At 39.5% G+C, this 12,862-nt stretch carries 12 protein-coding genes; 3 read left to right on the top strand and 9 right to left on the bottom strand.

The genetic code is table 11. From position 1 onward, the window contains the following. The first annotated feature begins 8 nt into the window (after positions 1–8). On the top strand, positions 9–2,102 hold the full coding sequence (recG, locus tag RT723_RS12600; protein WP_315947428.1) for an ATP-dependent DNA helicase RecG: 2,094 nt from the start codon (positions 9–11) through the stop codon (positions 2,100–2,102). 82 nt (positions 2,103–2,184) lie between these two features. Then, complete coding sequence (locus RT723_RS12595; protein WP_315947426.1) at positions 2,185–3,432, top strand: diguanylate cyclase; 1,248 nt, start codon at positions 2,185–2,187, stop codon at positions 3,430–3,432. Between the two features lie 71 nt (positions 3,433–3,503). Here RT723_RS12595 and RT723_RS12590 read toward each other — a convergent pair whose 3' ends face one another. From RT723_RS12590 to RT723_RS12560, 7 genes are all read right to left on the bottom strand, one after another. Next, positions 3,504–3,869, bottom strand: coding sequence for a hypothetical protein (locus RT723_RS12590; RefSeq protein ID WP_315947424.1), 366 nt, complete (start codon positions 3,867–3,869; stop codon positions 3,504–3,506). 66 nt (positions 3,870–3,935) lie between these two features. Beyond that, a complete protein-coding gene (gene dtd, locus RT723_RS12585; protein ID WP_315947423.1) occupies positions 3,936–4,373 on the bottom strand; it encodes a D-aminoacyl-tRNA deacylase in 438 nt (145 codons plus the stop codon). Next, positions 4,374–5,366 carry a prolyl aminopeptidase gene (pip, locus tag RT723_RS12580; RefSeq protein WP_315947422.1) on the bottom strand — a complete coding sequence of 331 codons (993 nt, stop codon included), beginning with the start codon at positions 5,364–5,366 and terminating at the stop codon, positions 4,374–4,376. A gap of 66 nt (positions 5,367–5,432) precedes the next feature. Beyond that, positions 5,433–6,404, bottom strand: coding sequence for a M28 family peptidase (locus tag RT723_RS12575; RefSeq protein WP_315947421.1), 972 nt, complete (start codon positions 6,402–6,404; stop codon positions 5,433–5,435). 110 nt (positions 6,405–6,514) lie between these two features. Further along, on the bottom strand, positions 6,515–7,156 hold the full coding sequence (gene pyrE, locus RT723_RS12570; RefSeq protein ID WP_216056351.1) for an orotate phosphoribosyltransferase: 642 nt from the start codon (positions 7,154–7,156) through the stop codon (positions 6,515–6,517). Positions 7,157–7,315: 159 nt separating this feature from the next. Then, the gene (gene rph, locus RT723_RS12565; protein ID WP_216056352.1) at positions 7,316–8,029 is read right to left on the bottom strand and encodes a ribonuclease PH; all 714 of its coding nucleotides are present in this window, start codon (positions 8,027–8,029) and stop codon (positions 7,316–7,318) included. A gap of 250 nt (positions 8,030–8,279) precedes the next feature. Then, positions 8,280–10,169 carry a DEAD/DEAH box helicase gene (locus tag RT723_RS12560; RefSeq protein ID WP_428983705.1) on the bottom strand — a complete coding sequence of 630 codons (1,890 nt, stop codon included), beginning with the start codon at positions 10,167–10,169 and terminating at the stop codon, positions 8,280–8,282. Between the two features lie 315 nt (positions 10,170–10,484). On the opposite strand from RT723_RS12560, the gene RT723_RS12555 reads away from it, so the two are divergent. Continuing rightward, on the top strand, positions 10,485–11,348 hold the full coding sequence (locus tag RT723_RS12555; protein WP_315947418.1) for a YicC/YloC family endoribonuclease: 864 nt from the start codon (positions 10,485–10,487) through the stop codon (positions 11,346–11,348). An 88-nt stretch (positions 11,349–11,436) separates the two neighbouring features. On the opposite strand, the gene RT723_RS12550 is transcribed toward RT723_RS12555, so the two are convergent. Then, positions 11,437–12,060: a mobile mystery protein B gene (locus RT723_RS12550; protein WP_315947417.1), complete on the bottom strand. Its 624-nt coding sequence runs from the start codon at positions 12,058–12,060 to the stop codon at positions 11,437–11,439. A gap of 3 nt (positions 12,061–12,063) precedes the next feature. Further along, a complete protein-coding gene (locus RT723_RS12545; RefSeq protein ID WP_315947415.1) occupies positions 12,064–12,558 on the bottom strand; it encodes a mobile mystery protein A in 495 nt (164 codons plus the stop codon). Positions 12,559–12,862 lie beyond the last annotated feature (304 nt).

The following is a 12,862-nucleotide window of genomic DNA, read 5'->3' as shown; positions in this document are numbered from 1 at the left end:
AAACTAACATGGCCTTATCATCCCTTGCTTCTGTCCCTATCACTACCTTAAAAGGCATAGGGGTTAAGGTTGCTGAAAAGTTAGCAAAAATTGATATTCATAACGTAGAAGATGCCTTATTTCACCTTCCACTTAGGTACGAAGACCGCAGCCGCATATACACCATAGCTGATTCTGTTGTTGGCACTCATGTTACCGTTGTCGGTCAGGTTCAGTCTTGCCAAATTCAATTTGGTAAACGTCGTTCTATGTTAGTAAGAATTAGTGACCCTACGGGATTAATGACCCTTCGCTTTTTTAACTTTAGTGCGTCACAGAAAAACCAATTAGAAAGTGGTGTTTGGTTACGTTGTTTTGGTGAGATAAGAGGCGGTCGAAACGGACCAGAAATGATCCATCCAGAATACAAACAAGTGGACCCTGAACAACCGGTATCGGTAGAAGAAACCTTAACACCGGTTTACCCAACCACAGAAGGCATTAAACAAGCCACCTTACGAAATATTACCGAACAAGCACTAAGTCGACTGCAAAAATACAATGTGGATGAAATCTTACCTGCCGAGTCTTTACCTAATAATTATACGATTAAACAAGCCTTAAGCCTTTGCCACCGTCCACCGGTCGACACCCCCTATCATTTGTTGGAGTTAGGCATACATCCTGCTCAGCAACGTTTGGCTTTAGAAGAGCTGGTCTCTCATCAAGTCAGCATGTTAAAAACCAAACACAGTTTTCAACAAGTTAATGCCCTGTCACTTGAACCTAATGCAGAGTTAAACCATCGCCTTTTACAACAATTACCGTTTACCCCAACCAATGCTCAACAAAGAGTCATAGCTGATATTTATAATGATATTAAACAACCAAGACCTATGCTCAGATTGGTGCAAGGTGACGTTGGGTCAGGTAAAACACTCGTCGCCGCGATGGCAGCATTAACCGCTATTGGCGCAAATTATCAAGTTGCGTTAATGGCACCTACCGAGATACTGGCGGAACAACACGCCAATAGTTTTAAGCAATGGCTTGAACCGTTAGGCATAGAGGTAGTTTGGTTAGCGGGTAAAACGAAAGCCGCGGAGCGCAGAATTATCCTAGAAAAAATTGAGTCTGGTTCTGCCCAAATGGTGATTGGCACCCATGCCTTATTTCAAGAATCTGTACAATTTCATAACTTAGCTATGATCATCATCGACGAACAACACCGATTTGGTGTTCATCAACGCCTAGAGCTACGTAACAAAGGTGCCATACATTCAGAAAATGGTAGTTTGTACCCTCACCAATTAGTCATGACCGCCACGCCAATACCTAGAACATTGGCCATGACCGCGTATGCCGACTTAGACTGCTCAATCATTGATGAACTGCCACCTGGAAGAACACCTGTCACGACTGTCGCAATTCCAGATACTCGCCGACAATCCATAATAGAACGGGTGAAAGACGTATGTATCACCACAGGGCAACAAGCCTATTGGGTGTGTACTTTGGTGGAAGAATCAGAAGTATTACAATGCCAGGCCGCTGAAGATTCTGCGATTGAATTACAAACATTATTACCTGAATTAAAAATTGGCTTAGTGCACGGGCGCATGAAAAGCGACGACAAACAAAGTGTCATGGAACAGTTTAAATCTGGCGACATTAATTTATTAGTGGCTACCACTGTGATTGAAGTGGGCGTAGACGTGCCTAATGCCAGTTTGATGATCATAGAAAATCCTGAACGACTAGGATTAGCACAGTTACACCAACTCCGTGGCCGAGTGGGTCGTGGCGCCTCTAAGTCGCACTGTGTTTTGTTATATCATGCTCCCCTATCAGATACTGCTCAAAAGAGATTGGCCGTGTTACGTGACTCTAGCGACGGTTTTGTTATTGCACAAAAAGATTTAGAAATACGTGGCGCAGGGGAAATTATAGGTACCAAACAAACCGGCATCGCCGATTTCAAAGTAGCCGACTTAAATAGAGATGAAGCATTAATCCCTATCGCTATGAATTTAGCGAGCAATATCCTCAACCATCAACCTGAATTGATCAATAAAATCATTCAACGCTGGTTGGGTGAAAAACAAGTCTATACTAACGCCTAAATTACTATAAAAATTAGATTCTTATTGCGAGTTTAATCATATAGTGCTTAACTCAATAACACAGTAATACAAAAAAGTGCGCATGAAGAAGCTCAACGTTTTAATTGTCGAAGATAGTAAACCTATTCTTCAAATCCACAAACATTTGGTAACCAAGGCTGGGTTTAATCCAGTTACTGCAGAAACATTCGCTGAAGTGAAAGCGTTAGAGCACATGTTTCCTGACTTATTTTGCGCCATCATCGATTACAGCTTGCCTGATGCACCAAATGGTGAAGCTATTCCTTATCTATTAGATCATAACGTTCCTGGAGTTGTCATGACCGGCATGATCGACGATAAAACTCGAGATACTATTCTTAATTTCCCAGTAATTGATTACATCACTAAAGAAAGCAAACAAGCCTACACCTACTTACAACACTTGTTAGTTAAGCTCAGAGTTAATCATTTAATTAAAGTTCTCGTTGTTGATGATTCTGTCAGTGCAAGAGAATACATAAAACATCTTCTTAAGCGCCATAATTATGATGTTTACGTAGCGAGTTCTGGCGAGGAAGCCATGAAACAATTAGAGTTACATCCAGATTTAAAGCTGATCATTACAGACAAAGAAATGCCCAATATGGACGGTATTGAATTGTGTAATAAAATCCGTTCAAAATACTCTAAAGATGAGATGAGTATTATTGGAATTTCTGGCCAAGGTAATCAATCATTAACTGCTAAATTTATAAAAAATGGTGCGAATGACTTCTTAACCAAACCATTTTGTTTAGAAGAATTTTATTGTAAAGTTTTACAAAATATTGAGTTTATTGAGAGTCTTGACACCATTCGGAAGCAAGCAAATACAGATTACTTAACAGGACTATACAATCGACGTTACTTTTTTGAACAAGTATCGCCAGAAATTGTAAAACGATTTGATGGCTCTACCAACTCAACACTTGCTATGATGGACATCGATCATTTTAAATCGGTGAATGACACTTACGGCCATGACGCTGGTGACGAAATATTAAAAGCCACAGCCCTGTTAATCCAACAGCATTTTTCAGCAGACTATTTAGCGGCCAGAATTGGCGGCGAAGAATTTTGTATATTCTTAGATACCTTAGGCAGAGACGAAGCAACATTGTTAATGGATAATTTCCGTCAAGAAATGGAAAACATGTCAGTTGAAGTAGGTGGTAATACTATTAAATGCACCATCAGTATTGGCATTACCCATTGTTGCGAAAAATCTTTTGATGGCATTATGATCAAAGCCGACGAGTTGTTATACGAAGCGAAAGAAAGCGGTCGTAACATAGTCATAACTGACTAAGCCCAAATTACAAATATAAAAAAGGGAAGCATGACTTCCCTATTTTTTGGCCTTAACAACTAAGTTAAAGCTTAATCGTCAATGGCATCTTTTAATTCTTCTAACATATCTTCTGCTTTCTCTTTGACATCTTCTAACGAGGCAGTTTGTTCAACTATCAAACCATTTAGGTTCATGCCAACAAAAGTCCCTTCTGCACCAACAGCAAGAACTAACAAGGCTATAATGATTGCTCTGGAGATCAGTTTCATTACAAAACTCACTATCAGCCAAGCTATCACAACCATAGCGCCAATATGGAAATACGTAATGTTTTCACTTGGTATCGCTGCAACTTGTTCCATTAAATTAGTTTCATTTAATAATTTAACTAAATAACCTGACAGACCTAATGCTGCCGCGCCGGCTAAATACGTAATTAATTTTAAAATGCCCATTTCCCTTCCCTTTTCATTTTTAGTGTTTTTATTTTATAAGTATTCATTTTATTAGGCCTAGAACGTTTACACTTCAAGATTAAACGTAACTGGCCCATCATTTACTAAACTTACCTGCATATCAGCACCGAACTGCCCAGTTTGGGTGGTTATGCCAGCTTGTTTACATTGTTCAACAAAATAATCGTATAACTGTTCACCCAATTCTGGGCTAGCCCCTCTGGAGAAACCTGGGCGAGTGCCCTTTTTAGTATCCGCCACTAAAGTAAACTGAGATACAACTAACAGCTCACCCTCAACGTGCTTCAAGCTTAAATTCATTCGTCCATCTGCATCAGAGAATATACGGTAATTGGTGATCCGTTGCACTAATCTGTCGGCTTTTGCCTTGTCATCATCTTTGGCGACTCCCAGTAACACTAACAAACCTTGGCCAATCTTTCCTATGGTTTGATTATCCACATCGACTTGGGCGGATTTTACTCTTTGAATCAAGGCGATCATTTAACTTAACTTCTCCTGTTTAATATAATTTGCCATTTCATCACTGGCTCTAACTAAACCATCAATAATGCCAATTTCAGTGCAGCTGTGGCCAGCTTCAGGAATTATTTCTAACAAGCCATTTTCCCAGAATCGACTTAATTCATAAGCCCCTTCTGGTTTACATACAATATCGTAACGACCATGGATGATATAACCTGGAATATGACTAATACGACCAATCTCACTGATGATCTCGTGTTCGTACATAAAACAATTGTTAGTAAAGTAATGACACGCTAACAAGGATCCCGCTATCACTTCTTTATTAGTCATTTGCAATGACCCTGAACTTGGTTTCAATTTAGATATGCTGGACTCCCAATGGGCAAATTGTTTGGCCGCTGAAAGTTGCACTAAGTCATTATCACCGGTGAGCTGTTCGTAATAATCCGTTAATAACTCAGCCACTGAATCTGCATTTTTGCCTCTGCTAAAATTGGCATGTCGTTCAGGATAAATTTGACTAGCCCCAACTTTAGTGCCGTATAACCAATCGAGATCTTGTTGACGCCCTAAAAATACACCCCTTAAGATCAAACCCAAAACTAAACTTGGATACTCAATAGCGTAAATCAACGCTACCGTCGTTCCCCAACTTCCACCGGCCACAACCCAACGTTTTATATTTAAATGCTGGCGGATCACTTCCATGTCTTTGGTTAAATCCGACAACGAATTATTCCAAGTCGCATTAATGTCATTGGCACAATGTGGAGTAGATTGCCCACAACCACGCTGATCAAATAATATAATGCGATAGTGTTCTGGATTATAGAAACGTCGATACAAAGGTTCTGAACCGCCACCAGGGCCGCCATGACAATACACCACAGGTATGCCATCTGGGTTACCACTTTCTTCTACATAAATAACATGACCGTCAGAGACAGGAACCATATAACGTTGGTTTATTTGAATGTCGGGAAATAAAGGACGCATAAAAACAGTCATTCTCTAATCATTTAGGGAAACATTATAGTATGACTGCAAACCACGAGTGTGAAGTACTTATTGTAATTAATTATTGGATTGTATCTGCTGGGGAAGTAATTGCTCTAGCTGTTGTAAACTCACTAAAATAGCGTTAACGCTTTGCAAATAAAAACTTATATTGGCGTTTTCAAAAGTATCATTCACGGTATGATAATCTTTATGAGTATCTACACCAAAGTACAAATACGCTATGTTCTTTTTCCTAAACTCAGAGTGATCACTGGCTTTTTTCCAATCAATTGGTTTGAGTTTGTTTGATAGACGACCGCCGCCAACTCGGTCATGCCCACGCTTAAGTTTAAAACTATTGGTTTGTAAATTATGATTGGTATCGTTAACAATTTTCTTAAAAGCTTCATTGTCTCTTGTTCCTGCAACATATAGTGTTTTCCACTTCGCATCTTGCGATAACATGTCTAAATTAATGTTTAACACAATAGCTTCAATTGGCACCGGAGGGTTTGTTATAAACGCTTTTGCGCCTTTGAGCCCATCTTCTTCAGCATCGGTCGCTAGAAAGATAATTGAATATTGTGGTGGGTGCTCAGAAAAATAACGGGATAACGCCAACATAGCGGCCACACCAGATGCATTATCGTCTGCCCCATTAAATACACTTCGGCCATTGTCACCCAAGTGATCATAATGTGCTGTCACTACCCAGTACAAATTAGGATATTTTATACCCGCCACGTACCCTAACAAATTGACACCGCTCTTATTCTGGCGTGAAGACTCATAATTAAACGTATGCTGATAATTAACATTAAAACTTAATAATTTATTCGTTTTGTATTCTTGCGTTATGTACTTTTGCGCTAATAAATGACCTGAAGTCTGTGGCTTACGTCCGGCGAGTTCATCACTCGATAAATATTTAAAATTGGTTAGAAGACGATCGGTATTAATATTATTAGATGATAATTGTGGAAATGCCGCATTAGCATAAAACGCCAAACAGCTAAGAAATGTTAGTAGTAGTTTTATATTTTTCATCACCACAGTTTAGATTATAAACACTTAATTTAGCTATAAAAAAACCGCTTAAATTAAGCGGTTTTAACTAACATTATATATTACTCACTAAACAAATCAGTTAGCTTTATTTAAACACCATAACTGGCACGGTACGCTTCTACTTTAGGTAAAAACTCAGCGTAATCTGGATTTTGTTTTAAATAAGAAACCAAATCTGCCAAGGTCACAATTGAAATAACTTTAGTATTAAAGTCGCGCTCAACTTCTTGAATAGCAGACAATTCTGCTTTGCCTTTTTCTTGGCGATCCAGCGCAATTAATACACCTGATAAATCAGCACCTTGCTGGGCAATGATCTCCATTGATTCACGTATTGCAGTACCTGCAGTGATCACGTCATCCACTAACATGATCTTGCCATTAAGTTCTGCGCCAACCAAGCTACCACCTTCACCGTGTGTTTTTTTCTCTTTACGATTAAAACAGTAAGGCGTATCCACATCATGATGATCCGCAAGAGCAACCGCCGTGGTAGTGGCAATTGGAATGCCTTTATATGCTGGGCCAAACAACACATCAAACTCAATATTAGAGTCAACCAAAGCTGCCGCATAAAAACGACCTAACCGAGCTAAATCACGACCTGTATTAAACAAACCCGCATTAAAAAAATAAGGACTAGTACGCCCAGATTTTAAGGTGAATTCACCAAACTTTAACACCTGTTTTTCTAACGCAAATTCAATAAATTCTTTTTGATAATCTTTCATAAGTTCCTCAAATCTTAGCTGTAAGCTGTAAGCTGTAAGCTGTAAGCTGTAAGCTGTAAGCTGTAAGCTGTAAAAAAGCTTGTCCAAAGCGAGTGCTCACATCAAGCTTTTGTTGTTGCTTTTAACTTATAGCTTATGACTTATAGCTTACGGCTGCTCTTAAGCTAACGCTTTTTTCTGTTCATCTATTAATTCTTTGATGGCATGTTTAGCTAATCCCATCATTTCTTGCATCTCGTCAAAGCTAAATGGTTCTTCTTCTGCTGTGCCTTGTACTTCGATTAAACGGCCATCTTCGGTCATCACAACATTCATGTCTGTTTCAGCTTCTGAGTCTTCAACATACTCAAGGTCCGCAATCGGTGTCCCTTTGTAAACACCAACAGAAATAGCAGCAATAAGATGTTTAAGTGGGTTAGCTTTAACCATGTTCTTTTTCAACATGTAATTAATTGCATCAACCAAAGCAACACAAGCGCCGGTAATTGACGCAGTACGAGTACCACCGTCAGCTTGAATCACATCACAGTCAATTGTGATTGTATTTTCGCCTAATACTTTTAAGTCTACCGCAGCACGTAAAGAACGAGCGATTAAACGTTGTATTTCCATCGTACGGCCAGTTTGTTTGCCACGAGCGGCTTCACGTTGGTTACGAGTGTGAGTAGAACGCGGTAACATGCCATATTCAGCATTGATCCAACCTTTGCCTTGCCCTTTCATAAAACGTGGTACACCACTTTCTACGGTAGCAGTACAAAGAACTTTGGTATCGCCTATTTCAATTAATACCGAACCTTCAGCATGTGCTGTGAAGTTACGTGTAATTGTAACTGGACGAATTTGAGATGTGGTTCTGCCACTTGGACGCATATAGACCTCTATCTAATAAACGACTAAGTCTGTTACTTAAGACTAAGCCTAACAATAACTCTTAAAATTTAATGCATTATAGAAAATTCAAACCCTTGCTGCATGGATAATTTTCATTTGAATTTAATAAACCTGATCACCACGTTAAGTTAAACCGTGAGTATTAAAACCAATAAGCATTTTTCTACATTACAAATTAAAAAAAGGTGCAAATAAATGCACCTTTTATTGTTTAGAACGTATAGCTCTATTAATCACGACTTCCGCGATTTGATGGACGAGAACGACCACCATCACGTTGTCCACGATGACCTTCGCCACCACGACCACGACCGCCGCCATCACGTCCGCCGTCACGACGAGGGCGAGCTGGACGATCATCACGACCAACACCTTCGCCACCACGTGGGTCTACTTTAAGATCCAGTTGTTGGTTACGAATACGCGTCTGTTTTAACTGTTGCTGTACTTCAGTAGGCATATCAGCCGGTAATTCAACCACTGAGAAGTTAGGCATAAGTTTAATGTTACCAATGAACTTAGAGCTTAAGTTTGCTTCGTTTGCGATAGCGCCAACGATATCTCTTGGAGTTGCACCATGTTCACGGCCAACTTCAATACGGTATGCTTGCATTTTAACGCCAGGATCACGGTCAGTACGAGGACCACGTTCGCTGCGATCTCTGTCACGTCCGCCACGCTCACCGCGGTCTCTGTCGCGTCCGTTTCTTTCACGGCCACCACGATCACCACTTCTGTCATCGGCGTTGTTATGCCCAGGCATACTGCGACCTTTAACTTGTAATGGCGCTTCTTGTTGAGCTAAAAATGCTAATGCACCCGCAACTTCAGCAATTTCCATGTTATGTTCAGCAGCAAATTCAGCCGCTAACTTGTTAAAGAACTCTAATTCTTGAGAACCCAACGCATCGGCAACTTTCTCTTTGAAAGAAGACACACGTAATTGTGTAACTTCTTCATTTGAAGGTGCTTCATAAGGCAAGATAGTTTGCTTAGTTTCACGTTCAATCGTTTTTAATAAACGACGCTCACGTGGCGCAGCAAACAAGATTGCAATACCTTTACGTCCAGCACGACCAGTACGGCCAACACGGTGAACATAAGACTCAACATCATATGGTAAATCGTAGTTAATAACGTGAGTAACACGTTCAACGTCGATACCACGGGCTGCAACGTCTGTTGCAATGATAATATCTAAACGACCAGATTTTAAAGACTCAATACACTGTTCACGGTGTGATTGGTTCATATCACCGTTAAGTGCTGCAGCGGCGTAACCTCTTGCAGATAACTTATCAGCTAATTCACCCGTACTTTGACGAGTTTTAACAAAGATAATCATGCCTTCAAATTGGATTAATTCCAAAATGCGCGTTAATACATCTAGTTTTTGATTGTTATTAACAATCCAATATTGCTGCGTAATGTTAGAGTGGCTCGCCGTTTTAGGCTTAATGCGCACTTCTTTAGGATTTTTTAAGTAGTTTTTAGTTACTTTTAATATTTGTGCTGGCATGGTTGCAGAGAACAAAGCAATCTGTGTATTTTTAGCAACACTTTCCATGATCCATTCAACATCGTCGATGAAACCCATACGTAACATTTCATCAGCTTCGTCCAAAATAACCATTTTCAGGTTAGACAAATCCAATGTTTCACGACGCATGTGATCCATAACACGACCAGGCGTACCAACAACAACATGTACACCACGTTTTAAAGAACGTAATTGTGTACGGAAGTCTTGGCCACCATAAATTGGTAATACGTGGAAACCTTTAAGTTTCTCAGCATAAGTCGTGAACGCTTCAGCTACCTGAATAGCTAATTCACGAGTTGGAGTTAAAACCAACACTTGTGGAGAGTTAATTTTTGCATCTAATTTACATAAAGCAGGTAATGCAAACGCAGCTGTTTTACCTGTACCCGTTTGTGCAATACCTAAAACGTCATCGCCGTTTAAAATATGAGGAATACATTCTGCTTGGATTGGTGAAGGTGTTTCATAACCTACGCTTGTTACTGCATCTAATACTGCAGGGCTTAAGCCTAAGTCTGCAAATTTTAGTTCGGCAACCGCGGCTGCTTCTAGTTGGGGTGTTACTTGTTCTGTCATTGTTTTACTCACATCTACCCCAACTTCACGCGTCAATCCATTATCACTCACATGCGCGTTACCTTACGTAACTATCCGAGCTTAGCCTGTCTATGGGGGAATCAAAAGGGCGCGCATTCTACGCTTTTTAAATAAAAATAGCGAGTACTTTTGACTAATAAATCATCATTTTAAAGTATTTACTTAAATTTTAGGGATAATCCCTACTAATACTCTATAAATTAGCCAGCTAGCTGCGTCGCGGTTATACTTGCAAAAATATTATAGTTTCATTTTCTAATTAAACACTTTCTTATTAAAACAAAGGACTCGCTTGTGATCCAAAGTATGACTGCCTACGCCCGTACCGAAACCAAAGGTGATTGGGGCACCGCTGTGTGGGAAATCCGTTCTGTTAACCAACGTTACTTAGAAACCTACATTCGACTACCAGAACAGTTCCGTTCATTAGAAGCCATATTACGCGAGCGTTTACGTAAACAACTGCAACGTGGCAAAGTAGAAGTATTTTTAAAATACACACCCAATCCGTCAGCAGTCACCCAGTTAACGATTAATAAAACCTTAGCAAAACAGTTAATCGACAGTGCATCTTGGATCACCAACGAAGCAGCCTCAGGGGAAATCAACCCAGTCGACATTCTAAAATGGCCAGGGGTAATGCAAGCCGAAGAAACCGACATGAATGCCGTACAACAAGAAATATTGGCCGCGTTCACACCACTGATTAAAGACTTCATCGACGCCAGAGCCAGCGAAGGTGCAAACCTAAAAGACATGATAGACACTAGATTGGAAGGCGTATTAGAACAATCAAAAATTGTTTCTGCTCACCTACCTGAGATCATGAAATGGCAAAAAGAACGCATCACAACCCGCTTAGAAGAAGCCGGCGTAGAAATTGACGAACAACGCCTAGAACAAGAACTGATTTACATGGCACAAAAAACCGACGTAGCCGAAGAACTAGACCGCCTACAAAGCCACGTAACAGAAACTCAAAAAATAATGAAAAAAGGCGGCGCATGCGGCCGCAGACTAGACTTCATGATGCAAGAGTTTAACCGCGAATCAAACACCCTAGCCTCAAAATCCATCAATTCAGAAGTAACAAATGCAGCGGTTGAGTTAAAGGTGCTTATTGAGCAAATGAGGGAACAAATTCAAAATATTGAGTAAAACGTTCTTAACGTTTTATAACCACTACAAACCGTCATAATATTTATATGAGTATTATGGCGGTGATTTTATTTATTCCCTAAGCTTTTTATTTATTCCCTAGACTTTGAAGATATTTAATGAAGGTGGATAAGTCGCCTACGTCGGCTTCTCTTAAGCCAGAAATATAAGAGTTACGTTCTTCTGTCATGTTCTCAAGCTTGGCATTTGCCCATTTCATTGGTTTCTCGTTAAGTAAATACACTCGCACAATATCAGTGAATATCCGGGAGTGACGGCCATTACCGTTTACAAATGGATGTATTTGAACAAGCTTATGTTGAATGCGGGCAGAAAGTTCAAGGTTGTCATAATGCTTAAATTCGACCGAACATTTAGCGTCTTCAATAAAATTATGTAGATCAACCGCAATATTTTTAGGGTCAACGCCTATATTAAGTTCTCGTTGTCTAAAATGTCCTGCCCATTGCCAAACTTCACCAAAAAGTGCTTTGTGCAAATTAGTCACAAAATCTCGATTAAAAATATCATCCAAAGTAGGATCTTGAGTTCCTTTCTTTAATTTACTTGCCCAAATTTGACCTTGAAGTATGTTCGCGGCTTCAACTTCATTCAACTGTTCACGAGTATCAATATGCTTTAATTTTAGGCCAAGCATATCATCAGGATTAAGTGGCGTTGCGCCTTCTGGGTTATCAATTAATTCCGACAAAACTTACTCCTTAGTGTTGCTCCACAGTGCGCGTCCACCTGACTCTATAACTTCTTCTTTGATCTGATTAAGAAGTCTATTTTGAGCGTTTTCATCAATAGCTTGAGCTTCCAAAAACATATTCTGAGAATTAGTTTCTAAGTTTTTATAAGCTATTTCTGTTGCTCTGTCATCAATCATATCTTCAATTTTTTTCTTTGGTATCAATGCGTAAGTCAAATCGCAATTGAGTTGTTCCGCAAGTGCTTGCAATTGGTTTAGTGTGATTTCTCCCTGGGCTTCTTTTCGCTCAAGAACAGAAATTCGATTGCGACTCACCCACATTTTTTTGCCAAGTTGAGCACCCGACATACCAAGTGCAGTTCTGATGGTTCTAACCCAACCTTCTTTAGGCGTTTTAAACAAGCGAGAGCCAACTACCGAGTTAGCAATAGATTTATACTGAAACATCACTGTCTTTTTGACGGTGCTTTTTGGATTACTTCTGTTAAAAGCCATGACATCCCTCTATTTTTTTAATTTATAGTCAAAGTATTAAGATTTACAAACCTTAATAAGTGTAACCTTAATTTGATACAATAACAAACAAGCGTAATCATAAATGAATACAAAAACAATAAAATGCAATCAATTTTAGATACATAAATAAATTAATGTATTCAATAAAGATTATAAAAAAAGGGTAAGTAATTATAAAAAGTAATGCATAGCCAACGCAGCAGTTGAATTGAAAGTGCTTATTGAGCAAATGCGGGAGCAGATCCAAAACATTGGTTCACTACCAAGGTTTAACACCAACAAA

This window comes from Psychrosphaera aquimarina (assembly GCF_032461525.1).
Taxonomy (GTDB): domain Bacteria; phylum Pseudomonadota; class Gammaproteobacteria; order Enterobacterales; family Alteromonadaceae; genus Psychrosphaera; species Psychrosphaera aquimarina.
Note: the sequence above shows the minus strand (reverse complement) of the source record. Positions and strands in the feature narration are given on the sequence as shown.

Coding starts and splice junctions, on each gene's coding strand:
- RT723_RS12560 (WP_428983705.1), bottom strand. CDS start 10,169: ATGACAGAACAAGTAACACCCCAACTAGAAGCAGCCGCGGTTGCCGAA.
- recG (WP_315947428.1), top strand. CDS start 9: ATGGCCTTATCATCCCTTGCTTCTGTCCCTATCACTACCTTAAAAGGC.
- pip (WP_315947422.1), bottom strand. CDS start 5,366: ATGACTGTTTTTATGCGTCCTTTATTTCCCGACATTCAAATAAACCAA.
- RT723_RS12545 (WP_315947415.1), bottom strand. CDS start 12,558: ATGGCTTTTAACAGAAGTAATCCAAAAAGCACCGTCAAAAAGACAGTG.
- rph (WP_216056352.1), bottom strand. CDS start 8,029: ATGCGTCCAAGTGGCAGAACCACATCTCAAATTCGTCCAGTTACAATT.
- dtd (WP_315947423.1), bottom strand. CDS start 4,373: ATGATCGCCTTGATTCAAAGAGTAAAATCCGCCCAAGTCGATGTGGAT.
- RT723_RS12575 (WP_315947421.1), bottom strand. CDS start 6,404: ATGAAAAATATAAAACTACTACTAACATTTCTTAGCTGTTTGGCGTTT.
- RT723_RS12595 (WP_315947426.1), top strand. CDS start 2,185: ATGAAGAAGCTCAACGTTTTAATTGTCGAAGATAGTAAACCTATTCTT.
- pyrE (WP_216056351.1), bottom strand. CDS start 7,156: ATGAAAGATTATCAAAAAGAATTTATTGAATTTGCGTTAGAAAAACAG.
- RT723_RS12590 (WP_315947424.1), bottom strand. CDS start 3,869: ATGGGCATTTTAAAATTAATTACGTATTTAGCCGGCGCGGCAGCATTA.